The organism is Pauljensenia sp. UMB3104, assembly GCF_030217285.1.
Classification (GTDB): Bacteria; Actinomycetota; Actinomycetes; order Actinomycetales; family Actinomycetaceae; genus Pauljensenia.
Genome location: NZ_JASONN010000004.1, coordinates 121,938 through 148,167, shown reverse-complemented (window position 1 = coordinate 148,167; position 26,230 = coordinate 121,938). Strand labels below are relative to the sequence as shown.

The 26,230-nt window shown below is 66.4% G+C and carries 23 protein-coding genes; 21 read left to right on the top strand and 2 right to left on the bottom strand.

The window, feature by feature from the left end; genetic code table 11:
- Window positions 1–36 precede the first annotated feature (36 nt).
- The 3 genes from QP415_RS03735 to QP415_RS03725 all read left to right on the top strand — a co-directional run bounded on the left by QP415_RS03735 (window position 37) and on the right by QP415_RS03725 (window position 4,797).
- Window positions 37–1,341: a nucleotide sugar dehydrogenase gene (locus QP415_RS03735; RefSeq protein WP_285098798.1), complete on the top strand. Its 1,305-nt coding sequence runs from the start codon at window positions 37–39 to the stop codon at window positions 1,339–1,341.
- Window positions 1,335–2,534 (top strand): glycosyltransferase, encoded by a 1,200-nt coding sequence (locus QP415_RS03730; RefSeq protein ID WP_285098796.1) that lies wholly within the window; start codon window positions 1,335–1,337, stop codon window positions 2,532–2,534. Before QP415_RS03735 ends, QP415_RS03730 begins: the two co-directional genes overlap by 7 nt.
- Before the next feature lie 202 nt (window positions 2,535–2,736).
- A complete protein-coding gene (locus QP415_RS03725; protein WP_285098795.1) occupies window positions 2,737–4,797 on the top strand; it encodes an N-acetylmuramoyl-L-alanine amidase in 2,061 nt (686 codons plus the stop codon).
- Between the two features lie 682 nt (window positions 4,798–5,479).
- Here the strand turns inward: QP415_RS03725 and QP415_RS03720 are convergent.
- Window positions 5,480–6,907 (bottom strand): bifunctional dTDP-4-dehydrorhamnose 3,5-epimerase family protein/NAD(P)-dependent oxidoreductase, encoded by a 1,428-nt coding sequence (locus QP415_RS03720; protein ID WP_285098777.1) that lies wholly within the window; start codon window positions 6,905–6,907, stop codon window positions 5,480–5,482.
- Window positions 6,908–7,102: 195 nt separating this feature from the next.
- Between QP415_RS03720 and rfbA the strand changes: the two genes are divergently transcribed.
- Genes rfbA through QP415_RS03705 form a run of 3 tightly spaced genes read left to right on the top strand, consistent with a single transcriptional unit; the run spans window position 7,103 to window position 9,120 of the window.
- Window positions 7,103–7,975, top strand: coding sequence for a glucose-1-phosphate thymidylyltransferase RfbA (gene rfbA, locus QP415_RS03715; RefSeq protein WP_016460130.1), 873 nt, complete (start codon window positions 7,103–7,105; stop codon window positions 7,973–7,975).
- Window positions 7,976–8,731, top strand: coding sequence for a glycosyltransferase family 2 protein (locus QP415_RS03710; RefSeq protein WP_016460129.1), 756 nt, complete (start codon window positions 7,976–7,978; stop codon window positions 8,729–8,731).
- The gene (locus tag QP415_RS03705) at window positions 8,728–9,120 is read left to right on the top strand and encodes a DUF2304 domain-containing protein (RefSeq protein ID WP_048677266.1); all 393 of its coding nucleotides are present in this window, start codon (window positions 8,728–8,730) and stop codon (window positions 9,118–9,120) included. Before QP415_RS03710 ends, QP415_RS03705 begins: the two co-directional genes overlap by 4 nt.
- 118 nt (window positions 9,121–9,238) lie before the next feature.
- On the opposite strand, the gene QP415_RS03700 is transcribed toward QP415_RS03705, so the two are convergent.
- Window positions 9,239–10,420, bottom strand: a complete 1,182-nt coding sequence (locus QP415_RS03700; RefSeq protein ID WP_285098773.1) for a phosphotransferase — start codon at window positions 10,418–10,420, stop codon at window positions 9,239–9,241.
- Between the two features lie 144 nt (window positions 10,421–10,564).
- Between QP415_RS03700 and QP415_RS03695 the strand changes: the two genes are divergently transcribed.
- From QP415_RS03695 to QP415_RS03625, 15 genes are all read left to right on the top strand, one after another.
- Entirely contained in the window at window positions 10,565–11,779 is a 1,215-nt protein-coding gene (locus QP415_RS03695; protein WP_048677264.1) for a CpaF family protein, read from the top strand.
- Entirely contained in the window at window positions 11,776–12,642 is an 867-nt protein-coding gene (locus QP415_RS03690; protein WP_048677263.1) for a type II secretion system F family protein, read from the top strand. The genes QP415_RS03695 and QP415_RS03690 overlap by 4 nt, the downstream gene beginning before the upstream one ends.
- A complete protein-coding gene (locus QP415_RS03685; protein WP_048677262.1) occupies window positions 12,639–13,535 on the top strand; it encodes a type II secretion system F family protein in 897 nt (298 codons plus the stop codon). Before QP415_RS03690 ends, QP415_RS03685 begins: the two co-directional genes overlap by 4 nt.
- A gap of 16 nt (window positions 13,536–13,551) precedes the next feature.
- Window positions 13,552–13,722: a hypothetical protein gene (locus QP415_RS03680; RefSeq protein ID WP_016460123.1), complete on the top strand. Its 171-nt coding sequence runs from the start codon at window positions 13,552–13,554 to the stop codon at window positions 13,720–13,722.
- Window positions 13,723–13,750: 28 nt separating this feature from the next.
- Window positions 13,751–14,095 carry a hypothetical protein gene (locus tag QP415_RS03675; RefSeq protein ID WP_016460122.1) on the top strand — a complete coding sequence of 115 codons (345 nt, stop codon included), beginning with the start codon at window positions 13,751–13,753 and terminating at the stop codon, window positions 14,093–14,095.
- Window positions 14,092–14,490 carry a hypothetical protein gene (locus QP415_RS03670; RefSeq protein WP_016460121.1) on the top strand — a complete coding sequence of 133 codons (399 nt, stop codon included), beginning with the start codon at window positions 14,092–14,094 and terminating at the stop codon, window positions 14,488–14,490. The genes QP415_RS03675 and QP415_RS03670 overlap by 4 nt, the downstream gene beginning before the upstream one ends.
- Complete coding sequence (locus QP415_RS03665; RefSeq protein WP_285098768.1) at window positions 14,483–14,923, top strand: hypothetical protein; 441 nt, start codon at window positions 14,483–14,485, stop codon at window positions 14,921–14,923. Before QP415_RS03670 ends, QP415_RS03665 begins: the two co-directional genes overlap by 8 nt.
- 72 nt (window positions 14,924–14,995) lie before the next feature.
- Window positions 14,996–16,357, top strand: a complete 1,362-nt coding sequence (gene gdhA / locus QP415_RS03660; RefSeq protein ID WP_016460119.1) for an NADP-specific glutamate dehydrogenase — start codon at window positions 14,996–14,998, stop codon at window positions 16,355–16,357.
- Window positions 16,358–16,492: 135 nt separating this feature from the next.
- Window positions 16,493–17,614: a peptide chain release factor 2 gene (prfB, locus tag QP415_RS03655; protein WP_016460118.1), complete on the top strand. Its 1,122-nt coding sequence runs from the start codon at window positions 16,493–16,495 to the stop codon at window positions 17,612–17,614.
- Between the two features lie 191 nt (window positions 17,615–17,805).
- The gene (ftsE, locus tag QP415_RS03650) at window positions 17,806–18,495 is read left to right on the top strand and encodes a cell division ATP-binding protein FtsE (protein ID WP_048677254.1); all 690 of its coding nucleotides are present in this window, start codon (window positions 17,806–17,808) and stop codon (window positions 18,493–18,495) included.
- Window positions 18,496–18,500: 5 nt separating this feature from the next.
- The gene (gene ftsX, locus QP415_RS03645; RefSeq protein ID WP_048677252.1) at window positions 18,501–19,415 is read left to right on the top strand and encodes a permease-like cell division protein FtsX; all 915 of its coding nucleotides are present in this window, start codon (window positions 18,501–18,503) and stop codon (window positions 19,413–19,415) included.
- Window positions 19,416–19,420: 5 nt separating this feature from the next.
- Window positions 19,421–20,695, top strand: coding sequence for a M23 family metallopeptidase (locus QP415_RS03640; protein WP_048677250.1), 1,275 nt, complete (start codon window positions 19,421–19,423; stop codon window positions 20,693–20,695).
- 85 nt (window positions 20,696–20,780) lie between these two features.
- Window positions 20,781–21,308, top strand: coding sequence for an SsrA-binding protein SmpB (gene smpB, locus QP415_RS03635; RefSeq protein WP_016460114.1), 528 nt, complete (start codon window positions 20,781–20,783; stop codon window positions 21,306–21,308).
- Window positions 21,309–21,326: 18 nt separating this feature from the next.
- Window positions 21,327–24,017: a YhgE/Pip family protein gene (locus QP415_RS03630; RefSeq protein WP_285098762.1), complete on the top strand. Its 2,691-nt coding sequence runs from the start codon at window positions 21,327–21,329 to the stop codon at window positions 24,015–24,017.
- Entirely contained in the window at window positions 24,014–26,218 is a 2,205-nt protein-coding gene (locus QP415_RS03625; RefSeq protein ID WP_285098761.1) for a YhgE/Pip domain-containing protein, read from the top strand. The genes QP415_RS03630 and QP415_RS03625 overlap by 4 nt, the downstream gene beginning before the upstream one ends.
- Window positions 26,219–26,230 lie beyond the last annotated feature (12 nt).

The window sequence follows — 26,230 nt, the reverse complement described above, 5'->3', positions numbered from 1 at the left end:
GGGGAACAACGAGGCCGGAGACGGAAAGGGGACCCCATGCGTATCGCGGTCGTCGGCATGGGCAAGATTGGTCTGCCGCTGGCGGTGCACTACGCGCGCGGCGGACACGCCGTCGTCGGTGTGGACGTGAACCCCCGCGTGGTCGACCTTATCAACGTGGGAGAAGAACCCTTCCCGGGCGAGGCGCACCTCGCCGAGTATCTGCCCTCGCTCGCTTCCTCCGGCGCCCTGCGGGCCACGACCGAGTACGCCGAGGCGATCCCCGGAGCCGACGCGGTCGTCATGGTTGTGCCCCTCGTCGTCGATGACGAGAGCCGCCCCGACTTCGCGATCATGGACGCCGCGACCCACTCCATGGCCGAGCACCTGACCCCCGGTACTCTCGTTTCCTACGAGACGACCCTGCCCGTGGGGACGACGCGCGGACGCTACAAGCCCCTCATTGAGGAGGTGTCCGGCCTGGTCGAGGGCTGCGACTTCGACGTCGTGTTCTCGCCCGAGCGCGTCCTCACCGGGCGCGTGTTCGCCGACCTGGCGCGCTACCCGAAGCTCGTCGGGGGCCTGAGTGAATCCGGCGAGGCGCGCGGCGTCTCCTTCTACGAGGCCGTCCTCTCCTTCGATGAGCGCGACGACCTGCCGCGCCCCAACGGCGTGTGGTCCATGGGCAGCGCCGAGGCCGCCGAGATGGCTAAGCTCGCCGAAACCACCTACCGGGACGTCAATATCGGCCTGGCCAACCAGTTCGCACGCTACGCGGACGCTGTTGGCATCGACGTCGCGCGTGTCATTGAGGCCTGCAATTCCCAGCCCTACTCCCACATCCACCGGCCCGGCATCGCGGTCGGCGGCCACTGCATCCCCGTCTACCCGCGCCTGTACCTGGCCGGCGACCCGGAGGCGACCGTCGTATCCGCAGCACGAGCCGCCAACGCCGCGATGCCCGCCTATGCGGTCGCGCGCGCCGCCGCCCTGCTGGGATCCCTTGCGGGCCTGCGCGTCGCGGTCCTGGGTGCCGCCTACCGCGGCGGGGTGAAGGAAACCGCGTTCTCCGGCGTCTTTGGTGTCGTCGATGCCCTGCGCGAGGCCGGGGCGCGGGTGCGCGTCCACGACCCCCTCTACAGCGATGAGGAGCTCGCCGACTTCGGGTGGGACGCCTACCACCTCGGAGAACCGGTGGATGTCGCCATCGTCCAGGCCGACCATGCCGGCTACCGGAACCTGATGCCCGCGGACCTGCCCGGCGTGCGCCTCCTCGTCGACGGCCGCGCGATCACCTCGCCCGAAGCCTGGGCGGGCACGCCGCGCATCACGATCGGCGGGGGAAGCGCTCCCGCATGCTAGTCACTCTGGCGACCCGCACCTTTACACCCGAGCCCACAGCCGCCGCGCTGCGCCTCGGGGCCCTCGCCCGCGCGCTCGCCGTGGGCGGCGATACGGTCCGTGTCCTCACCTCACGCCTGGCGTCCTCCGTCGCCCGCGACGCCCGAGAAACCGAGGAAACCCAGGCTCCCGAGGACGCTAGCGCTCACGCAGGGGAGGGCCCCGGCCTCGTCGAGGTGCACCGTGCCCCCGTCCTGCGAGACCGCACGGGCGCGGTGCGAGGATACGTCTCCTACATGTCCTTCGACCTGCCCCTCCTCGCCCGGCTCCTCGGCGGCCCCCGCCCCGACGTCGTCGTCAGTGAACCCCCGCCCACGACCGGTGTCGCCGTGCGCCTTGCATGCGCGCTCCGCCGCGTTCCCTACGTGTACTACTGCGCCGATATTGTCTCGGACGCGGCCGCGCTCGCGGGGGTTCCCGGCCTGGTCGTGCGCACGGTCGCTGGCCTGGAGTCTTTCGCGCTGCGCGGTGCGCGCCGCGTCATCGCCGTCTCCGACGGGGTTGCCCGCCGTGCCCGTGAGTTGGGGGCGCGCGATGTTGCCGTCGTCCCCAACGGTGTTCGCGTGCCTGAGGCTGTGGCCACCGGCGTGCCCGACGGATTCCCTACCTGCTCAGGTCCCGTCTTCGTCTACGCGGGAACGGTCGCCCAGTGGCTGGCTCCCGAGGTCTTCGTCGACGCCTTCGAGCGTGCGCGTGAGCGGCTCGGCGACGCGCGCCTGGTGTTCGTGGGGCAGGGGAGCGGGTGGGATGCCCTCGCTGAGCATGCAAGGGGCGTGGCCGGCGTCGACCTTATTCCTGCGGTTAGTGCACACGAGGCCGACCGGTGGATGGCGCGAGCCACCGCCACGCTCGCCTCGCTGCGCCCGGGCGGATACGACTACGCCTACCCCACGAAGATCCTCGCCTCCCTCGCGCAGGGAACTCCCGTCATCTACGCGGGGCCTGGGCAGGCGGCTCGAGACGTGGAGGAGAGCGCCCTCGGAGTCGCATGCTCCCTCGATGTCGATGAGATTGCCGAGGCCATGGTCGCCCTCGCATCGGGGGCCGCCTCGTGGGTCGGACGCGATGGTGCGCGCGCGTGGGTGCGCGAGCACCGGTCGGTCTTAGCCTCGTCGCGCGCAGCGGCCGCGGTGGTGCGTTCGGCGCTCGCGTAGGACTGGCGGTTTCTTTTCTCTGCGGCGCTGACACGGCAGCGTTGCCGCGCGGCGTCCTCTGGGGGCCTCGGCCTCGTCTCACATGCGGAAAAGCAATCGTTTTAGTTCGTATTAGTTTATTCATGTAACTATTCTCATGTTTACAGTTACACCATAAGTACCTACAATCACGACTGTCACATCAGCAACTCGAAGGATCACTATGCGCTCCTCGTGGAGGACCATCGTCGCCGGGCTCGTCCTGGCCCTCGGTGCCGCCGTATCGGCCCTCGTGCCGCCGGCGCACGCAGCTGGCATCACGATCGCCATTGACCCCGGTCACGGCGGCTCAGACCCCGGTGCGGTCGCCAACGGCCTGCGTGAAAAAGACCTGACCCTCGCGGTCTCCCTGGCCCTGAAGGAAGAACTGGAAAGCTACGACGGCGTGCGCGTCGTCATGACCCGCACGACGGACACCCGTCCCTCGGAAAACACCAGCGCCGACCTGTCGAGCCGCGTCGACATGGCAGCTGCGGCGGATGCGGACGCCCTCGTCTCCATCCACTTCAACTCGGGCTCGCCCATCGCGAAGGGCGCCGAGGTCTGGTACGGAAACTCTTCCTCGTACAATTACGCCACCCACACGCAGGGACGTACCCTGTCCAACGCCATCCAGAAGCAGCTCACCAGCCTCGGGCTGGCTGACCGCGGCATCAAGACACGCGACAACCCCTACTACGACTATCCGGACGGCTCCACTGGCGACTACTACGCGATCATCCGCCAGGCCCGCGAAGAGAACATGACCGGCATCATCGTCGAGCATGCCTTCGTGACCTCCGCGTCCGACGCCGCACTCCTGCACGACGCGAACTTCGTGCGCTCACTCGGCATCGCCGATGCCACCGGCATTGCCCAGGCGTACGGCCTGAGCAAGGGCACCTGGCGTGCAGACGGCGACTCCTGGAGCTTCATCTCCAACGGCACCGCTAAGACCGGCTGGTTCTCCACCGGCGGCCGCTGGTACTGGGCGGGTGCCGATAAGCGGACGATCCGCGGCTGGTCCACGATCAATGGACGCCGCTACTTCTTCGACGACTCCACCGCCATGGTGACGGGTTGGAAGCAGGAAGACGGCAAGTGGTACTACCTGCGTCCCGACGGCGATATGGCCACCGGATGGGTGAAGGACGGCGGCTCCTGGTACTTCCTCGGCTCCGACGGTGTCATGGCCACCGGCTGGCTCAAGGACGGTGACAACTGGTACTGGCTGCGTGCCAACGGCGCGGCAGCTATCGGTTGGGCCAACGTTGGCGGCGCCTGGTATCTCTTCGAAGACGACGCGCGCATGCTCACCGGCTGGCAGCTGACTGAGGATGATAACCGCTGGTACTACATGCGGCCCAATGGTCAGATGGTCACCGGCTGGCTCCTCGACGGCGGCACGTGGTACTACCTGGACGGGGACGGCGCCATGGTGACCGGCTGGGTCAAGGTCGGCGGCACCTGGTACCACATGCAGTCCTCCGGCGCGATGAGCACCGGTTGGCTCCTCGATGGCGCCTGGTACTGGCTGGACCCGAACTCGGGTGCTATGGCGACCGGCACGGTCACCGTTGAGGGCCGCGCATCCAACTTCGCGTCCTCCGGCGCGTGGTTGGGCTATGCGGATGGTAGCGGTGCTCCTGCGGCTTCTCGTTCGGCCGATCGTAGCGCCTCCGTGACGAACGCCGCGGGTCAGCGCCTCATCATGAGTGCACCCACCGCCTCGCGCTCCGAGGTCATCGATGAGATGGAAGACGCCTGGGATCAGGCGGGCTACAGCTATCCGAGTGCGCTTGCCGCTGGCGGTGCGCCGACGATCCGTGACTTCGCGTCCATCGTTTACGACGAGGCCGTGGCCGAGGGTGTGTCCCCCGAGCTGGTCTTCGTGCAGGCCATGAAGGAGACGGGCTGGCTGCGCTTCGGCGGTGACGTGAGCGTGAGTCAGTACAACTTCTCCGGCATCGGCGCTGTCGGCGGCGGCGCGAAGGGGGCCTCCTTCCCGGACGTGCGCACCGGCATCCGCGCCCAGGTTCAGCACCTGCGCGCCTACGCGGATTCCTCGGTGACCACGGCGTCGCTCGCGAATGCTGTCGTCGACCCGCGCTTCACCTACGTGCGCAAGGGCGCGGCCCCCGTGGTCGAGTACCTCGGCATCCAGGAGAACCCGAACCGCACCGGCTGGGCCGCTGCCAAGAACTACGGCTACGACCTGGTCTCCATGATGAAGGCGTACTTCTGAGGGCTGATTGACGAGGCCGGGGCCAGCTGCGTGATCGAGCGCGGCTGGCCCCGGCCTCGTTGGTGTACGTGCAAGACCGCTCGCGCTTGATGCCGCCTCCCATTTCGCATGCAATTCCCATCAGGTCTGTTTTACCGTATCGAGAAAACGTTGGAATACCAATGATGTGGTTTCAAAGTTTGAAAGAGGTGTCGGGGAATTGCATGCGAAATTGGTGGGGAGGCGTAGTGGTGGTCTGGGGAGTTCCGGTGTTGTGGGGTGTTCCGGTGTTGTGGGGTGTCCCGGTGTTGTGGGGTGTCCCGGTGTTGTGGGTGTCCCGGTGTTGTGGGGTATTCCGGTGTTGTGGGGTGCTCCGGTGATGCTGTGCTCCGGTTCTTGAGCGTCCACAGCTACCCCTCGATCGTGTGCATCCGGATAGGTTGTGCGCATGCGGATAGGTTATTCAGATGTGGATAGGTTACTAACCTATCCGCATGCTTCTAACCTATCCGTATCGTCGTTACCTATCCGGATGTTGGGTGCACATCCGCGTGTGTGCGCCCGGCTGTGCGACAGTCGGCGTTCAGACGCGTGTGGGGCAGCGTCAACGGTGAGAACAGGCGAAACGGGGGCAACACTGAGCCACATACAGCGAGGCCCCGAGTGCTCGCCGTGAGCAACCGGGGCCTCGTACGTGTGGAGGTCAGCCGCGCAGGGAGGCGACGTAGGAGTCGATGTGCTGCGAGGAATCCTCGGGGGTGAAGCCGGTGGCCTTGATCTTCGTCAGATCCAGGACGGAGGACAGGGGGCGCGGAGCCACCTCGCGGCCTGCGAAGTACTCTTCCGTGGTCACGGGCGTGACGTCTTCCGGATCGCGGCCGCACAGCTCGAACACGCGCTTGGCGACCTGCGCCCAGCTCATGACCGGGCCTTCACCCGACAGGTTGTAGGTGCCAAACTCGGCGCCGGTGGTCAGCAGGTGAATGATGCCGCGCGCCAGGTCGGACGTGAAGGTCAGGCGACCCACCTGGTCGGACACGACCGAGGGGGAGATGCCCTGATCTGCCAGGGATGCCATGGTCTTCAGGAAGTTCTTGCCGTCTCCCACAACCCAGGAGGTACGCACGATGTAGTGCTTGGGGGTCGAGGCCACCGCGGCGTCGCCGCCCGCCTTCGACTGGCCGTACGCGCCCAGGGGAGAGGGGGCCTCGTCCTCAAGGTGCACATCCTGAGTGCCATCAAAGACATACTCAGTCGAAATGTGGACCATCGTCACGCCGTGAGCCGTCGCCTCGCACGCCAGGACAGCCGGGCCGGTCGAGTTCGCCTGCCAGGTCGCACGGCGTCCCTCGGGCGTCTCGGCGCCGTCCACGTTCGTCCACGCGGCGGCGTTGATGACCACGTCGATGTCGTCCCACGGCAGCGCGGCCACCTGCTCGGCGTCGGAAATCGACACCTCGGGCAGGTCCACGCCCGTGACCGTGAAGCCGGCCTCGGGCAGGGCGCGCATGAGCTCGCGGCCCAGCTGACCATTCGCACCCGTCACGAGCGCACGGCGACCCACCGGGGCGGGAGCCGGGAAGGGGGTCACCTCCGCCATGCGCGGGTGAGCCTTATCCTTGTCCGACAGGATGGCGCGCTCGAGCGGGATCGGCCAATCCACGGCGGCCGTTTCGTCAGCCAGGTTCAGGAAGGTGTAGCGCGCGTCCGGCGACCAGTGGTCGTTGACCAGGTACGTGTAGGCCGTGTTCGGCTCCAGGGTCTGGTAGGAGTTACCCACGCCCTTAGGCACGAAGACCGCGACACCCGGATCGATGATCGTCGTGTAGACGGTGCCGAAGGATGGGCCTTCGCGCAGGTCCACCCACGCGCCAAACACGCGGCCGGTTGCGACCGACACGAACTTGTCCCACGGCTCCGCGTGAATGCCGCGGGTTACCCCAACCTCGTCGTTGAACGAGATGTTGTTCTGCACGGGGCCGAAATCCGGCAGGCCCAGCGCGACCATCTTTTCGCGCTGCCAGTTCTCCTTGAACCAGCCTCGATTATCGCCGTGAACAGTCAGATCAATGCGCAAAAAGCCGGGGATCGGCGTGGTCGTAATCCCCAGGGGCTTAGCGGTGGGCGCCATGGTTCTTCCTTACGTGCGTGGATTGTGTGCGGACGTAACATTCCATGTAAATACTATCCGATCTACACCCTCGCGGCGGTGTGCGCCGCCCCATGGGCGCGCGCAGGGGCAAAGTTGTGGAAAAATACTCGGTGATAGGGATAATTGTCAACGACGCGCGACCTACTCGAGGGCGCGCCGGGAAGCGGAGGCAACATGAAAGGCATCATCCTGGCGGGCGGCTCGGGCACCCGTCTGAACCCGATCACGCTGGGGACATCGAAGCAGCTCGTCCCCGTCTATGACAAGCCGATGATCTACTACCCGCTGTCAACCCTGATGCTGGCGGGTATTTCCGAGGTGCTCGTCATCACCACGCCGCATGACGCGCCCTCCTTCCATCGCCTGCTGGGCGACGGCAGCCAGCTCGGCGTCAACATCTCCTACGCGGTCCAGCACGAGCCCAACGGCCTCGCGCAGGCTTTCGTGCTCGGTGCCGATCACGTAGGTAATGACAGCGCCGCCCTGGTCCTGGGCGACAACATCTTCTATGGGCCCGGCATGGGCGCCCAGCTGCGTCGCCACGTCGACCCCGACGGCGGTGCGGTCTTCGCCTACCACGTGTCCAATCCGCGTGCGTACGGTGTCGTGGAATTCGACGAGGAGTACAACGCTCTGTCCATCGAGGAGAAGCCCGAGAACCCCAAGTCGAACTACGCGGTGCCCGGCCTGTACTTCTACGACAACGACGTGGTCGAGATTGCCCGCAACCTCAAGCCGAGTGCGCGCGGCGAGTACGAGATTACCGACGTGAACCGCTCCTACCTCGAGGCAGGCAAGCTCAAGGTTGAGGTCCTGCCGCGCGGCACCGCGTGGCTGGACACGGGCACGTTCGACTCGCTCGCTGACGCCACGGCTTTCGTGCGCACGGTTGAGGCCCGCCAGGGCATGAAGATCGGCGCCCCCGAAGAGGTCGCGTGGCGCATGGGCTTCATTGACGACGAGGGGCTGCGCCAGCGCGCCGAACCCCTGGTGAAGTCCGGCTACGGTGCGTACCTGCTTGAGCTGCTTGAGCGCGAGGGGCTCTGAGTGAGCCGTCCCAGCGCTCAATCCCGCCTGCTCATCGTCATCCCTGCGTGGAACGAGGAGGAGGTGCTCGGTGATGTCCTCGAGATGGTGAAGGTTGAGAAGCCTTCTTTCGCGGACATTCTCGTGGTCTCCGACGGGTCGACGGATGCGACCGCCGATATCGCGCGCGCCGCGGGCGTCGCCGTCCTTGACCTGCCCCTCAATCTGGGTGTCGGCGGCGCCATGCGCGCCGGCTTCCAGTACGCCCAGCGCATGGGGTACGAGTACGCGTGTCAGCTCGACGCGGATGGCCAGCATGATCCGCGCGAGATTGAGACCCTGATCGAGACGGCTTCGCGCGAGCATGCGGACGTCGTGATCGGTTCGCGTTTTGCGGGCAAGGGCGACTATCGTGCGCGGGGTCCTCGTAAGTGGGCAATGAACCTCTTCTCGTTGATCCTCTCGCGCGTGTGCAAGACTCGCCTCAGTGATACGACGAGTGGCTTCAAGCTCTACGGTCCCCGGGCGTTGGCGCTGTTTGCGCACAATTACCCGGCTGAGTACCTGGGTGACACGATTGGTGCGCTCGTCATTGCGGCGCGCTCGCACCTGGTCGTGCGTGAGGTTGGCGTGCAGATGCACCCGCGGGCCGGCGGGGAGCCCTCGCATAATCCGATTAAATCGGCGCTGTTCCTGGTGCGTGCGACGATGGCCCTCGCGGTTTCTCTCTCGCGCCCCGGTGAGAAGGTCGCCCAGGCGCCGGAGGAGAACGCATGAGCCCCACCTATGTGCTTGGACTGGTGTTCGCGATCATCATCTTGGTGATGGTGTTCGTCAAGATGCGTAACTCGGGTCTGAAGGAGCGCTACGGTCTGTGGTGGTATTGCATCGCGTTCTTTACCGCGCTGCTCTCCATTTTCCCGCAGACACTGAAGTGGACGGCGATGCAGCTGGGTGTCGTTGTTCCGCTGAATTTGGGCTACTTTGTGGCCGGCGTGGTGTTGCTGCTCCTGTCGCTGCGTTTTTCGGTGGATCTGTCGCGTTCGGATGAGGATCGTCGTCGCCTGACGGAGGAGGCTGCGATCTTGCGCCTCCAGCTGGAGGATCTGCAGCGCCGTGTTGATGCTCTCGAGGCATCGCGGCAGGGGGATGATCGCTCCCGCTGAGGCGTGCGCTGTTGCAACGATCAACGAGGTCGGAGCCCGTCAGGTGGAAACCTGGCGGGCCCCGGTTTGTGACGTCGGAGCGCTCCCGGGCGGGTGGTCCGCGGGCGGCTCGGTGCGGTTAGCGCAGCAGCGTGCCGTCAGGGCCGAGGCTGAGGCGCTCGGTGGGGGCTGCGGGGTCGACTTCGCCTTGTGCGAGCTTGCGCCGGAGTGCGGAGGCAGGGCGCGAGACGGGGACGGTGGGTTCGCCGGTGGCGTCCTCGTCGGCTTCCTCCGGCGCGCTCGGCGTGGGTTCCGAGGCCTCGATCGGCGAGGCGGAGGGGGACTCGACGGGGGTCAGGGAGATGCGGGCCCCCATCGCGGATGCGTGCGAGGGCAGGAGGGGTTCGCCGTCGAGGTCCTTGGCGAGGTCGTCGAGCATGGCGCGTGCCTCGTCGACGACGGAAGCGTCTTCGGCGTGGAGGCCGTGGACGAGCCAGCGGACGAGGGCGATCTCGCTCATGAGCTGGGCGCGTGTGAAGACGTGCAGGTCGGTGGCGCGGCGCTCGTGGCCGTAGGTTTCGCGGAAGCGTTCGAGGAATGCGTCGGATGCGGTGGCCTGGATCCAGGCGATGTCGAGGGCGGGGTCGCCCACGTGCGCGCTGGTCCAACCGCCGATGGCGAGGAGTGAGCCACGTTTGACGGACAGGCAGTGTTCTTGGATGTCGCCGTGGACGGGAGCGGCGGGGAATCGCCAGAGGGAGACGTCTTCGAGGGCGGCTTCCCAGCGGCTCCACAGGGCGGCGGGAATGGTGACCTCGCGGGCGGCCTCGTCGAGGAGGGCGAGGTTACGGTCGCGGCATTCGATGGCCGTGTAGGTGGGTAGTCCGATCGCGGAAAACACGGTCTCGGGGAGGTTGTGGAGGGCTGCGAGGGCGCGTCCGAGAGAGGCGGGCAGGAGCGGGTCGGTGTCGAGGTCCTCGTCCGTGGGGGCGGCGCCGCCCGGATCGCGGTGGACGTAGACGCTTCCGCCATGTGCAAGCTTGGCCTGCCCGGCCAGTCGGGGCACGTCGAAGGGGATGTAGTCGTGGTCGTGTGCCTGCCCGAGGCGGTCGAGGATTCCGGAGGTCGCTTCGAGGGCGGGGCCTGAGACCTCCTCGTGGGGGCAGGTGACGATCCAGCGGTTGCCGGCGGCATCTTCGATGCCGGTCACGGTAGAGAGCTCGTCGCTGTAGGAGGGCGGGCGCAGGGCGGTGACGCGCATGCCGGGGACGGCGGCGGTGGCCAGGGCTGCCAGTTCGAGGGGGCTCTTCGGGGAGGTCATTGACTTAACGTATCGCGTGTGAGGGCGCGCGCCTGCTTCCCCGCGCGGAGTCGGGGGAGATTGGGCGGGTGTGGGTTTGCTCCTTTCTGAAAAACTCTGTTACTTTCGACACATTGGCTTGGTCTGTAGCAAGGAGGCGCAGCGATGGAAGCCATGACGCGTTCTCTCGCCGCGCGTGTCCGGGAGGGATTGGCTGCGGGCGGCATTGACGCGGCTCGCGATCCTGCGGCGGTGCGCGCGCTCATCGAGCGTGCCATTGATCGGCATGCCCCCGACCTGTTGCCCTCTGCCCGAGCGCAGATCGAAGCGGACCTCATGGACGACATCTGCGGCCTCGGCCCACTCCAGGTGCTGATGGATGATCCGTCGGTGGAGGAGATATGGATTAACGCGGCCTCGCGCGTGTTCGTCGCGCGTGGCGGTGTGGCCGAGTTGACCAGCCTGATTCTCACGGACGAGGATGTGCGGGCCCTCGTGGAGAGGATGCTGCACCACTCGGGACGCAGGCTCGACCTGTCGAGTCCCTTCGTGGACGCGATGCTCGCGGGCGGGGAGCGTCTCCATGTCGTCATTCCACCGGTGACGGGTGCGTCGTGGAGCGTGAACATCCGCAAACATATCCAGCGGGCACGCACCCTGGAGGATCTGGTTGCGGTCGAGATGGTCGCTGCGCCGATGCGCGACTTCCTCTCAGCCGCCGTCAGTTGCGGGCTGTCCGTGCTCGTTTCGGGAGGAACTCAGGCGGGCAAGACGACGCTGCTGCGCGCCCTGGCGGGGGAGCTTCCGCGTTCGCGCCGTGTTATCTCCTGCGAGGAAGTCTTCGAGCTGGGTCTGGCTAACTGGGACCACGTTGCGATGCAGACTCGTCCGGCGGGCGCGGAGGGGACGGGGGAGATTACCCTGCGTGATCTCGTGCGCGAGTCCCTGCGTATGCGCCCCGAATGCCTGATCGTCGGCGAGGTGCGAGGCCCTGAGGCCCTCGATCTGCTGGTTGCTCTCAATGCAGGCGTGCCGGGCATGGCGACCGTGCATGCCAATTCGGCGCGCGAGGCCCTCGATAAACTCTCGATTCTGCCTCTCCTCGCGGGCGAAAACGTCACGACGGCGTTCGTCACACCGACCCTGGCCTCGTCGATCGACCTCGTGTGTCACGTTGAACGAGGAGCCGATGGACACCGCCACGTCGCCGAGATTCTCGCGGTTCCCGGGCGCGTTGAAGGTGATCGGATCGAAACTGCGTCGCTCTTTACGTACGACGGGATCCGCTGTGAACGCGGCAGCGGCGGACTGGACCTGCATGACCGTTTTGCTGCGGCAGGGTTCGACCTGGCGTCCCTGCTGGAGTGGGGGACGCTGTGATCGCCATCGTGTGTGGGCTCGTGTTCGGGATCGGGATCGTTGTGGCCCTCTCCCCGTGGTTCCTCCCCGCGCCCGTGTGGAGGCCGTGGGGGCCGTGGAAGCGCGTGCGTGAGGACGTTGCGCGCGCACGCGTTCCGGGGCTGACGGCGGGGCGCCTCGTCTTGCTCAGCGGTGCGATCGGGGCGGTCGTCGCGGTGCTCGTCCTCGCTGTGACCGGCGCATGGCCGGTCGCCCTCATTGTGTCGCTCGGCGTGTCGTTCCTCCCCTACGCCTGGGTCGTCTCCCGGGTGCGTGCCCACGCCAAGACCGTTCGTGCCGCATGGCCAGAGGTCATCGATGCGATGGTGTCCGGCGTGCGCGCGGGCACCTCGTTGCCCCAGGTGCTGTGCGACCTTGCCGAGGAGGGCCCGGTCCCCATCCGCTTTGCCTTCGAGGCCTTCTCCCGCGACTACAGTGCTCACGGGCGTTTTGCTCCTGCGCTCGATCGAATGAAAGAGGAAGTCGCAGATCCCGTCGCCGATCGCATTATCGAGGCGCTGCGGATTGCGCGTTCCGTCGGCGGTGCCGACCTGACGCGCCTCCTGCAGGACCTGGCCACGCTCCTGCGCGAGGATGCGCGCGTGCGCGGTGAGCTCGAGGCCCGCCAGTCCTGGACGGTTGGGGCGGCCCGTCTCGGAATCGCCGCGCCGTGGGTCGTCCTCCTGCTCCTGTCGGGAGGAGGCGCCAGCGCGAGCGTCTGGAACTCCCCGGGAGGCATCGCCGTCCTGTGTTCGGGTGCCGGGATCTGCGTCATCGCCTATCTGGCGATGAAGGCAATGAGCCGGCTGAGCTCCGATCCGCGCAACCTGGGGGGTGGATCGTGAATCCCTGGACCGTGCGCATCCTCGACGTGGCAGTCAGCGCGCTATTGGTGGGAGGCATTGCCCTCTGTGTGGCAGCCTGGTTCGCACGCCGTCCCTCCTTCGCAGCCCGAGTGGCGCAGGGGCGCGTCAGCGAGGAGGCCCCGTCCCCCGTGAGCGCATGGGCTCGGCGTGTCAGCGCGGCCGCCCTCGAATCCCTGGGGTCGACCACGGATTCCGTCTCGCGCCGTCTCGCCCTGGCGGGAATGACACCGGAGGTCTCCGTCTTCCGGCTACACCAAGCACTGGCGGGTATCGCCGGTTTCATCCTCGCCTGCCTCGCCCTCACGGTGCGCCCGGCCTCTTCGCTGCGCGCCTCGCTCGTGCCCCTGTGCGCGTGTGCTCTCGTCGGCACACTGCTGGGAGTCGCAGGTATGGACCGTTTCCTCACGCTGCGGGCCCACGCCAGGCAGCGCGCGATCGACGTCGCCGTTCCCGACTGTGCGGAGCTGCTGGCGCTCGCGGTTGCGGCGGGGGAGTCGATTCCTGCTGCCATCGAGCGGGTTGCTGGGTGTGCGGGTGGGCCGCTCGGGGTGGAACTGTCCCTCACCGCAGGGCACATCCGCAACGGTACGCCCTCCGTGCGTGCGCTCTCCGACCTCGTTGAGCGCACCGAATCGCCCGCTCTCACGCGCCTGAGTCGAACACTCACGACCGCGATCGAGCGTGGCTCGCCCCTGGCCTCGGTCCTGCATGACCAGGCGCGCGATCAGCGAGAACGATCCCTCGCCGCCCTGATGGAGGAGGGAGGCAGGCGTGAGATTGCCATGCTGTTGCCCGTCGTCTTTCTCATCTTGCCCGTCACCGTCATGTTCGCCCTCTACCCGGGACTCATCGCCCTGGATTTCACACCGTGAAGGAAGGAAAACAGTCATGAAGAAACTATTCCTGAGGAAAACTCCCCTCGGGGAGCGCGGTGACGTGCCCGGATGGGTGCTTATCACGCTGATGACGGCCGCCCTCGTCGTCCTTATTTGGGGAGTCGCCTCGGAGCGCCTCGTGGAGATATTTAATCGTGCGATGGATTCGATTTCAGGAATCTGACGCGCATCCCGAGCGAGGCTCCGAGGTCGTGTCGACAGTCCTCGTCCAGGGCCTCGTCGTCCTCGTGATTCTCCTGCTCGCCCAGATTGCCTTCGCCTCGCACGTGCGCACGATGAGTGTGAGCGCTGCGTCCGAGGGTGCGCGCCGCGGCGGTCTCCTCGGCGGCGATGAAGACGAGGCGAGGGCTCGGACGGGAGAACTCCTCGATTCTCTCGTGGGTGCTCCGAAGGATCGTGAGATCGACGTCGGGCGCGAGGATGACGGCGGAGTCGACGTGCTCGTTGTCACTGTTCGTACGCGCCTGCCCCTCGTTGGAGGCTTTGGGCCGCGGTGGCTCACCGTGCACGGTCGTGCTCTCGTGGAGGGGCCGTGAACGAGCGCGGGGACGCCAGCGTGGAATTCCTGGGCATCCTGGTCGTCCTCGTCATTCCAGTCCTCTACATTGTTCTCGCGGTTGGGCAGGTGAGTGCCGGTGCGATGGCGGTGGACGCGGGGGCGCGTGAGGCCGCGCGGATTCTCGCTGAGGACCCCGCTCGCGAAGCCGACGCGTCCCATGCCGTTGCGCTCATCGTGGAGGACTTTGGGATCGATGCTCAGGCGGACGTGTCCCCAAATTGCGTTGGGTGCGAGGGCGATGGGGGCGTCGTCGACGTGCGGGTGTCCGTGCGCGTCCCCCTGCCCTTCGTGCCCGCGTGGCTGGGAAGCGCAGGTGTGGGTGTGTCCTCGAGTGCGCGCGTGCCCGTCCGGGAGGTGGTGGCCCATGGGTGATGAGGGGCGCGTCGGCGTGCTGATGGGGGCAGGTTGTGCGTTCGTCTGTCTGTTTCTCTTCGTCTCCCTCGCGCTGACCGAGGTCGCGATGCAGGATCGCAGGCTTGTGTCGTGCGCTGACGCCCTGGCGAGCGTTGTAGGTGGCAACGCCTCAAGCGGCTCGTTCTTCGTGGAAGGGGACGCGCTCGAAGTCGACGAGGCGGGGGTGCGTTCTCGGGTCGAGGAGGGCCTTGCGGCGCTGTCGGACACCACGTGCAAGGTGGGTGATGGCGTGACTGTGAGCGCGGTGAATGTCAGTGATACCGAGGTGGAGGTCACAGTGAGTGCACGGCCGACCGTGTCGTTGGTGCCTCCTGTCCTGCGTACGACGGCGGTTCCCGAGCTGATGCGGACCTCGAGTGCGCGTCTTCGAGAGGCTCACGGGCAGCGCTAAAGTGGCGTCCGCTACGGTCACATTGTGGGACGGCGAGGGACGCTCGGGTAAACGAAACGTAAACTTTAGGCCATGAGCAGCTTTGATACATCTCGTCTTTCCCCCGCGCTGGCCTCCGTTTTCGAATCCGTTCAGCGCCGTGATCCCGCCCAGGCCGAGTTCCACCAGGCCGTCTACGAGGTCCTCCTGACCATCGCGCCCCTCGCCGAGCGTCACCCCGAGTACGCCGACCTGGCCATCATCGACCGCATCGTGGAGCCCGAGCGTCAGCTCCAGTTCCGCGTCCCGTGGGCAGACGACAAGGGCAACATCCACGTGAACCGCGGCTTCCGTGTCCAGTTCAACTCTGCGCTCGGCCCCTACAAGGGCGGCCTGCGCTTCCACCCCTCCGTGAACCTGTCCATCATCAAGTTCCTCGGTTTCGAGCAGATCTTCAAGAACGCCCTGACCGGCCTGCCCATGGGTGGCGGCAAGGGTGGCGCGGACTTCGACCCCAAGGGCAAGTCCGATGCCGAGGTTATGCGCTTCTGCCAGTCCTTCATGACTGAGCTCTCCCGCCACATCGGCCCCGACACCGACGTGCCCGCTGGCGACATCGGCGTGGGCGGCCGCGAGATCGGCTACATGTTCGGCCAGTACAAGCGCCTTAAGAACCGCTTCGACGCGGGCGTCCTGACCGGCAAGGGTCTGACCTGGGGCGGTTCGTTCGCGCGTACCGAGGCCACCGGTTACGGCCTCGTCTACTTCGCCGCCGAGATGCTCGCCGCGAAGGGCACCAGCTTCGACGGCAAGCGCGTCGTGGTGTCCGGCTCGGGCAACGTGGCGATCTACGCGACCGAGAAGGCCCAGCAGCTGGGCGCGACCGTCGTCGCCGTCTCCGACTCCTCCGGCTACGTCGTGGACGAGGCCGGCATTGACGTCGCGCTGCTCAAGGACGTCAAGGAGGTGCGTCGTGGACGCGTCTCCGACTACGCTGCCGAGCGCCCCGGAGCCGTCTTCGTGGCCGACGGCTCCATCTGGGACGTCCCCTGTGACGTGGCCCTGCCCTGCGCGACCCAGAACGAGCTGCCGCTGTCCGGCGTTCAGAGCCTCATCAAGAACGGCGTCCAGCTGGTCGCCGAGGGCGCGAACATGCCGACCACCCCCGAGGCGATCGAGGCCCTGCAGGCGGCGGGCGTCGCCTACGCCCCCGGCAAGGCTTCCAACGCGGGTGGCGTGGCCACCTCCGGCCTCGAGATGCAGCAGAACTCGGGCCGCACCCAGTGGCCTTTCGAGGAGACCGACGCCAAGCTCCACCAGATCATGGTCGACATCCACGCGAACACCGTCGCCACCGCCGAGGAATACGGTGTGGCTGGCGACTACGTGGCCGGCGCGAACCTGGCGGGCTTCCGCAAGGTGGCCGACGCGATGGTCGCGATGGGTCTCATCTGATCCGCTTCTTGTTGGTGCCCCGGCGTCTTACTGGCGTCGGGGCACCGTCGTCTCTGCCGCTGGCGGGGGAGTAAGCCCTGCCACCACAGCGCCGTAGCATTCCTCGTTGGCGGCCCGATCCGCTACCCTGGATGGGTGGCCATTGAATTTTCTGAAGAGATCCCGTCCCTGCGCACCACCATGGAGAACATCCTCGCGGTCGTGCAGCCGGACAAGCTGCGCGCGCAGATCGCCGAGCTGAATGAGAAGGCGGCCGCGCCCGACCTGTGGGACGACCCGAGCGCCGCCCAGGCTGTCACGAGCGCGCTCAGCCACCGCCAGAGCGAGCTCGATCGCGTCACGCAGATGAGCGAGCGCATCGACGACCTGGAGGCCATGGTGGACATGGCCGCCGAGGACCCGGACGAGAGCGCCGACATCCTGGCCGAGGCCGAGGCTGATCTGGAGAAGCTCCGTAAGGACTTGAGTGACCTGGAGATCCGCACGCTGCTGGACGGCGAGTATGACGAGCGCAACGCTGTCATTACGATCCGAAGCGGTGCGGGCGGCGTGGATGCCGCCGACTTCGCCGAGATCCTCCTGCGCATGTACCTGCGTTGGGCGGAGCGTCACGGCTACCCGACGAAGGTCATGGATACGTCCTACGCCGAAGAAGCTGGCCTGAAGTCAGCGACCTTCGAGGTCCAGGCCCCCTACGCCTACGGCACGCTGAGCGTCGAGGCTGGCACCCACCGCCTCGTGCGCATCAGCCCCTTCGATAACCAGGGTCGCCGCCAGACGTCCTTCGCGGCCGTCGAGGTTATTCCCCTGATTGAGACGACGGACCACATCGAGATCCCCGAGTCCGAGCTGAAGGTCGACGTCTTCCGTTCCTCGGGCCCCGGCGGCCAGTCCGTGAATACGACCGACTCGGCCGTGCGTATGACCCACATCCCCACGGGCATCGTCGTGTCTATGCAGGATGAGAAGTCCCAGATCCAGAACCGTGCGGCTGCGCTGCGCGTCCTGCAGTCCCGCCTCCTCGTGCTGCGCCACGAGGAAGAGCAGGCGAAGAAAAAGGAACTCGCCGGCGACGTCAAGGCGTCGTGGGGCGACCAGATGCGCTCCTACGTCCTCCAGCCGTATCAGATGGTCAAGGACCTGCGCACCGAGTACGAGTCCGGCAATCCCCAGTCCGTCTTCGACGGCGACATCGACGGCTTCATCAACGCCGGTATCCGCTGGCGCAAGAACGAGCAGAACGCCGCCCAGGACTGAGTCGCGCGTCAACGCATCACCCGGCCCCGGCCTCGTCAATCTATGCACGAGGCCGGGGCCGCGCGCGTGTCCAAGGCGCCCGGGGTGGAGGGCTGAGTGACACACCGGCGGTTTTCCGCGTGTCGCAGCCGGGTTGTGACCTGTTCGTTACCTAATCTGACAGGGACTATTGACCCCGATCGGACGGTCCCATGATTCGTTTTGAAGATGTCACCATGGTGTACACGCCAGGTGCCCAGCCCGCGCTGGACCACGTCTCGCTGGAGGTGGAACGCGAAGAGTTCGTGTTCCTCGTCGGCAAGTCGGGTTCCGGCAAGTCCACGTTCCTGCAGCTCGTCATGCGCGAGATGAAGGCGACCAGCGGCAAGGTGTGGGTGCTCGGCAAGGACGTGTCCAAGCTGTCCACCTGGGCGGTCCCGAAGCTGCGCCGCCAGATCGGCACGGTTTTCCAGGACTTCCGACTGCTGCCCTCCAAGACCGTGTACGAGAACGTTGCGCTGGCCATGCAGGTCATCGGTAAGCCGCGTCACGCGATCGAGACGGCCGTCCCGGACGCTCTCGAGCTGGTGGGCCTGTCCGGCAAGGAATCGCGTCTGCCGCACGAGCTCTCCGGCGGTGAGGAGCAGCGCGTCGCTATCGCGCGCGCCATGGTGAATCGTCCCGAGCTGCTGCTGGCGGATGAGCCCACCGGCAACCTGGATCCGGAGACGTCGCTGGGCATCATGCGCCTCCTGGATCGAATCAACCGCACGGGCACGACCGTCGTCATGGCCACCCACGACGCCGACATCGTCAACCAGATGCGTAAGCGAGTCATCGAGCTTGAGGCCGGCGACGTCATCCGTGATCAGAACCGCGGCGTCTACGGGGCCGGGAGGTAACACCAGTGAAACTTCGTTTTATTCTGTCCGAGGTCGGCAAGGGCCTGTCGCGTAACCGCGCGATGAGCGTTGCCGTCATCCTCGTGACCTTCGTGTCCCTCCTCTTCGTGGGCATCGCGGGCCTGACCCAGATGCAGGTGTCCAAGATGAAGTCGGAGTGGTACGACAAGATCGAGGTCACCATCTACATGTGCGCCATCAACGACGCGGCCGCGAATTGCAACGCGACCGAGGCGAGCGACGCGCAGATCGACGCCGTGCGTCAAAAGCTGGCCTCTGCTGAGATGAGCCCGTACGTGGCGAACGTGTACGAGGAGACGAAGGAAGAGGCCTACGAGAACTTCAAGCGCCTCAACGGTAACGATGCGCTGACCCAGTGGACCACGCCGGACATGCTCCAGTTCGCGTTCCGCATCAAGCTGGTCAACCCCGAGCAGTACTCGGTGGTCAAGGAGGAGTTCTCCGGGACTCCCGGCGTGTCCGAGGTTCGCGATCAGCGTGAGGTTGTCGAGCCCCTGTTCCGCGTGCTGGGGGCTGCTCGTACAGCTGCCCTGGGCCTCGGCGCGATCATGGTCGTCGCGGCGATCCTGCTGATTTCGACGACGATCCGCCTGAGCGCGATGAGCCGCGAGCAGGAAACGCAGATTATGCGATACGTGGGTGCCTCGAACCTGTTCATTCAGGCCCCCTTCATGATTGAGGGCGCACTGGCTGCGCTGGTGGGCGCCGTGTTCGCGATCGGCTCGCTGTTTGCGGGCGTTCACTTCATCGTCCAGGGTTGGATGGCCCCCTCCTTTAGGTGGACGAACTTTATCGGTATGGGCGAGGTGGCGATCATGACGCCGATCCTCGTCCTGGCAGCGGTCGCGCTGGCGGTTATCGCGTCGGCGTTCTCGCTCGCGAAGTACACGAAGGCGTAAGTCTCATGTCCCGTTTCCTGCATCATCGTGGCCGTCGCGCGCTGCGCGTCGGCGCGCTCGCTCTGGCAGTGGCGTCCTTCGCGGCGATGAGTCAGGCGATGCCTGCTCGCGCCGACGACGAGCGCGACGCCGCAGCGAACGCAGCCGCAGAGGCTGAGGCGACGGTCAATGCTTTGCAGTCGCAGCTGGAGGGCATCGACGCGTCGCTCGCTCAGGTCTTCATCGACCTGCAGGCTCTCAACGGGCAGATTCCGGTGGCGCAGGCCGCCTACGAGTCCGCGACCGCGACGTACGACGCGAAGTCGCGTGAGCACGCGACGATCCTCGGCGAGCTGAATGCCGCCCAGGGCGAGCAGAACCGCATTGACCAGTCGCTGACTGCGGCCACCACGCAGGCCGACGACGCGCAGCGCGCGATCGCCGATCTGGTGCGCCGCAAGTACCGCGAAGGCAACGTTGATCCTGTCGCCGTGGCCCTGACCGCGGGTGGTACGGAGTCGATTACCGACCGTGCGGCGGCCGCCGACATGGCGCTGCGCACGGAGAGCCAGACGATGACCGCCGCGCTGGATGTCTCCTCGTCCCAGCGCACGCAGGCCACTCGCCAGAACGCGATCACGGACCGTATTTCCGACCTGGAGGAGAAGGCCGCGCAGGCCGAGGCCGAGGCGAAGGCTGCGAAGAGCGAGGCTGACTCCAAGCTCACGGAGCTCAATAACCTGAAGACGCAGGCGCAGGCCAAGCAGGCCGAGTGGGATGCCCAGAAGGGTCAGGTTCAGGCCTCGCTCGACCAGGCCGAAGCGGACTATCAGGCGCGCAGCGCGGAGCTCGCGGCGATCGACGCCGCAAACATTGCATCGGGGGCCTCCTACGTGTCGGCGTCGGGTTTCCGTAGCCCGCTCGATATTCCGATCGTCGTGACCAGCCCCTTTGGCATGCGCTACCACCCGGTCCTGGGCGTCATGAAGGGCCACTCGGGCACCGACATGGCCGCCGACTGTGGCACGATCATTCGCGCTGTGGCTTCGGGCTACGTCAACGCGGTGTCCTCGGACTACTCGGCGGGCAACTACGTGGACATTAACCACGGCCTCGTCGGCGGTAACTCCGTCATCACCGAGTACCTGCACATGCAGGCCCAGTACGTGTCCCCGGGCCAGTACGTGAACGCGGGCGACGCGCTGGGTGAGGTTGGCTCGACCGGCTACGCGACCGGATGCCACCTGCATTTTGGTGTCATTCAGAACGGAAGCTACGTTGAACCGATGGATTATTTGTAATCCGCGTTAGGATGGACCCTCGTAGCGTTTTGCTACGGGGGTCTTTCCGCACGTTGCGCGGAAAACGAGTCTGAAAGGAGGCAGCATGCCCAAGGATTGGAAGAAGCCCAAGCCCACGGAGGGGCAGCGCGCTAAGGCTGCCTCCGACGCGAAGAAGACGATTGCCCGCAACAAGAAGGCGCGCCACGACTACACGATTGAGGACACGTGGGAGGCCGGCCTGGCTCTCATGGGCACCGAGGTGAAGGCGCTGCGCATGGGGCGCGCCTCCCTCGTGGATTCGTGGGTCGAGATCAACGGGGGAGAGGCGTGGCTCTACGGCGCCAATATTCCCCTGTACTCGCAGGGCTCGTGGACGAACCACGCGCCCACGCGCAAGCGCAAGCTGCTGCTGCACCGCGCGGAGATCGACCGTATGCAGGACCGGGTGGCCGCGAAGGGCTACACGATCGTGCCCCTGGAGCTCTACTTCATCGGCGGCCGCGTCAAGGTCGAAATCGCCCTGGCCAAGGGCAAGCAGGAATGGGATAAGCGTCAGGCGCTGCGCGAAAAGCAGGACCAGCGCGAGGCCGAGCGCGCGATGCGCCGCTACGTGAAGCAGGCCCGCCGATAGGGGAAAGAAGGCGATTCCGTGCGAGGTCCCGTCAGGATTTTTCGTCGTGATCTGCTGAGGCTGGTACGTGTACCGGCCGCGTGGATTGTCATCATCGGTATGGCGTTCGTGCCCGCGCTCTACGCGTGGTTCAACATCGTCGGATTCTGGGACCCGTACTCGCAGACCTCCCACATCCGCGTCGCCGTCGCGAACGAGGACGAGGGCGCGACCAAGGACCGGATCGGCACCGTGAACGTGGGTGCGATGCTGGAAACTCAGCTGAAGCAGAACGATCAGCTGGGCTGGCACTTCGTGAGCGCGGACGAGGCCCGCGCGGAGGTCGAGCGCGGCGATTCCTACGCGGCCTTCATCATCCCGGCGTCTTTCTCACGCGACCTGACGGGCATCGTTGACGGCACGTACGTCAAGCCGAACATCCAGTATTACGTCAACGAGAAGAACAACGCGGTCGCCCCCAAGATCACGGGGGCGGGCGCGACGACTCTCGATCGCCAGATCAATTCCGCGTTCATCTCGACGGTGGCCAAGGTTTTGTCGGAAAAAGCATCCGAGGCCGGGGTGAGCATCGCGAACAACGCTGACCAGAAGCGTTCGGACGTGTCCGCGTCGGTGTCCGAGGCCTCGGCCAAGCTCGGCAGCGCCTCGCAGACCCTGGACGGCATGGGGGAGAAGATCGACGCGGCGAAGGCCTCGGTGGCCTCGGCGCGCGGCACCCTGGGTGAGCTGGATAGCGCGGCTTCGGATCTGTCGGCGTCGCTGGACCAAGCGGACCAGCTCGTGAGCGACTCGCGCACGTCGCTGGCCTCATTCTCCGGCCAGATGGGTGGTGCCCTCGACGGCCTGTCCTCGAATGCGGCGAGCGCCCTGGCGGGTGTCTCGGCCGACGCAGGCACCCTTGACGGTGCGGTGCAGGGCGCGTCCGGGCGCGTCGGTGGCCTGCTCACTGAAGGCACGTCGATCAACGAGTCGGTGGGCGAGGTGCTCGCGGATCTGAACGCCCTGGGGATCGGGAACCTTCCTGCGGCAGGGACGGCTCTGACCGACCTGACGAACCAGAACGCCGCGCTGTCCACGGCCCTGAGTAGCCTGACGACCCTCAACTCGGACCTGTCCGCCACGTCCACGTCGATCACGACCGCGCTCGCGTCTGCATCCGATGCCTCCGCTGCGGTGTCGGCCTCGGTGACGAACGCCCGCAGCGGCGTGTCTGCCCAGCTGCCCGCCATTTCCTCGGCCCTCGATGATTTCTCGAGCGCGTCCTCCTCGATGCGCGGCTCCCTCGATACACTGCGCAGCCAGCGCGACCAGGTGTCGGGGCTGCTCGACCAGCTCGACTCCCTCCTGGACGGGGCAAAGACGGCGACCCAGACGAGCGCCACGAACGTCGCAGCTATCACGACCGACCTGAACTCGGTGGCCACGGACATCTCCTCGCTGTCCTCCTCGAACACGCTGCGCGACCTCGCGGATTCCCTGGGAGTCAACGCCGAGTCGATCGCCTCCTTCATGGCCTCGCCGACGCAGATCGAAACGAAGGCCGTGTACCCCGTGGCCGCGTACGGTTCGGCGATGGCCCCGCTGTTCACGAACCTGGCTCTGTGGATCGGCGCGTTCTCGCTCGTCCTCCTCCTGAAGCTCGATGTGGATGAGGAGGGCATCGGCCCGATGTCCTCGGCAGCCAAGTACATGGGCCGGTGGATGCTACTCGCCTTCTTCGGGGCCATTCAGGGGCTCGTCGTGTCGATCGGCGACCTCATCATCGGCGTGCAGACGGTGTCGCGTCCCGCGTTCGTGGGGACGGCGATGATCATCTCGCTGGTGTTTGTGTCGATCGTCTACATGCTCTCGACCTGCTTCCAGCACATCGGCAAGGGCCTGTGCGTCATCATCATGGTCATGCAGATTCCCGGGTCTGCCGGCCTGTATCCGATCGAGATGCTCCCGTCCTTCTTCCGCTTCCTGCACCCGCTGTTCCCCTTCACCTACGGCATTAACGCGCTGCGTGAGATCGTGGCCGGCTTCTATGGGCACACTTACCTGTCGTGCCTGGCTGTTCTGGGCGCCGAGGCGCTGGTTGCCTTCGCGATTGGCCTCGCGCTGCGTCCGTTCTTGGTGAACCTGAACGCGATGATCACGCGCGACCTGGCGTCCTCCGGGCTCTTCCTGGCCGAGGCCACGCGCGTTCCTTCGAACCGCTATCGCCTGACGCAGATCGTGGCGGCCCTGGCCGATCACGATGGCTTCCAGCGCTCGGTGAGCGGCCGTGCCGCGCGCTTCGAGCGTCGCTACCCGACGATTCGCCGCGCCGCGATCATTCTCGGGGTTATCGTGCCGGTGGCTCTGGCGGTGCTGTCCGTCGCGAACGTCGCGGAGGTGCCGATCATTCTGGGCGCCTGGATTGTCTGGGTCCTCCTCGTCATCACTTTCCTGATTGGACTGGAGTACCTGCGCGAGGCCTTGGCGCGTCAGCAGCTCCTCGGTGCCATGGACGAGCAGGACGTGCGTTCCCTGCTCACCCGCCGCGTGCAGGGCGCGCGATCGCGTCTCGCGCTTGGCGCGGCCGCCGTGGGCGCGTCGATCTCGTCGGCGCTTGCCTCAACCCTGGGTGAGCGCGGGGGAGAGGATGCGGACGAGGCCGACCCCGGCCTCGTCGAGGAGGACGGCGCGGGCGAAGCGTCGGAGGCGGCGAAGGGAGAGCAACAGTGAGGACCATCTGGGCTATCTACCGCGCCGACCTGCGCCGCGCGCATCGTTCCCTGATCGCGAGCGTCGTCGTCTTCGGCCTGGTCGTCATCCCGTCGCTGTTCACGTGGTTCAACGTGGCGGCGTCGTGGGACCCGTTCGGGAACACGAAGAGCCTGCGCATCGCGATTGCGAACACGGACGCGGGCTATAAGTCGGACCTGGTGCCACTGCACGTCAACATTGGTGACTCAGTGGTGTCCGCGCTGCGTAAGAACGACAACTTCGACTGGGTCATCGCCTCCGAGGATGAGGCAGTCGAGGGGACGCGCTCGGGTGAGTACTACGCGGCCATCGTCATCCCGTCGGACTTCTCCCAGGAGATGCTCACCTTCTTTGACGGGGGAGCCTCCTCCGCGCCGATGACCTACTACGTCAACGAGAAGAAGAACGGCATCTCGCCGAAGATCGCCGGGCAGGGTGCCGAGGCCGTGAGCGCCCAGGTGAACCAGATCTTCGTGCAGACGCTCTCCGAGGTTGCCCTCGATACGGCGACGTCGGTGGGGGACGCGCTGTCGTCGCCGACCGCAGTCAACACGGTGACGGCCCTCGATAATCGCGTGCAGACGGTCGCCTCGCGCCTGCGTACCGCGGCCGATAGTGCGGATGCCTACGCGTCCCTCGTGGGCTCCTCGGTGACGCTCATCGACTCGACGACCACGCTCGTGAACGGGCTGGGCAGCGCGAAGGGTTCCGCGCAGTCCGCGGTCTCGAGCGCTCAGGCCGGAGCGAGCGGACTCAGATCCGCTGCGTCGGCGGCGGTCTCCGCGGTATCCGACGCGATCTCCTCCTCGCAGTCCTCTCTGTCCTCCCTGTCGAGCGCCGTCGAGAACGTGTACGCGAACGGCTCGACGAGCGCATCGGACGCGGCCTCGACGCTGCGCTCGCAGGCCTCCGTGCTGGACACGCAGGCCGCCAGCTTCGCGTCGATCAAGTCGACGCTCGAGGCGCTGCCCGGCTCGCCCGTCTCCCAGTCCTCGCTGGACCGCCTGCAAGCCGCTTCCGACCGTCTGACCGCGGTTGCGAACGGGCTGCGTTCCTCCGCCTCCGAGCTGGACTCCAAGGTCGCGAACGCGCAGGCCGGGCATGACACGGTGAACGGCCTCATCGCCCAGGCGCGCTCCGCGGTCGACGGTCTGTCCTCCGACTACGAGACCAACCTGCGACCCCAGCTTGAATCGCTGGCCTCTACCCTGGCCTCGGCCCAATCCTCGCTGAGCGCCGCCCGGACGTCCTTGCAGGGCGCGACCTCCACGGCCTCGAACGGCAGCGGGAGCGCGCGCGAGGGGCTCACCCAGCTGCGCGATAACCTGGCTGGCGCGGCCACGAGCCTGCGCGAGGCGGCCGGAAAGCTCGACTCCCTGCACGCTTCGATCAGCGAGGCGCTTGCCAGTGGCGACCTGACGACGCTCGGGACCATCATCGGGAATAATCCCGAGGCCCTGGCGGCGGCCATCGCAGCCCCTGTCGGCGTGGAGAAGACTCCCGTCTACCCGGTCGCGAACTTCGGCTCCCAGCTGGCGCCCTTGTACACGATCCTGGCGCTGTGGGTGGGCTCGATCCTGATGGTCGTGTCGCTGCGCTCGGACGTCACGGACGCCACCGTCGCCGACGGTCTGCCGGAAGGTGACCCGCTGCGCGCGACCCTCACCGCGAAGCCCGTCGGCCTGGCCGCCGGGTACCTGGGGCGTTACCTGATCTTCGGGACGATCGCTCTCACGCAGGCGACGCTCCTGGGGCTGGGAGACCTGTACTTCCTGAAGGTGCAGCACGCTCACCCGCTGCAGTTCATGGGCACGCTGTGGCTGACCGCCGTCGTGTTCTCCTTCCTCATGTACACGCTGATCGCGACGTTTGGAAATGCGGGTAAGGCCCTGGGCGTGCTGCTCCTGGTCCTGCAGATTTCGGGCGCCGGGGGAACGTTCCCGCTGGCGATCCTGCCCTCCTTCTTCTCGTCCGTTTCCCCGTTCCTGCCGGCCACGCACGCGATTACGGCGCTGCGCGCGTCGATCGCCGGATACGCGGGCCACGAGTACGGGGACGCCATGTGGTTCCTGGCTTCCTTCATCCTGTTCACTGCGTTCCTGGGGCTGGCCCTGCGCCCGCTGCTGGTGCGCAACAATCGGCGCATGGTGGAAAAGCTGGAGTCGACGAAGCTGCTCTGAGGCTTTGGTTTT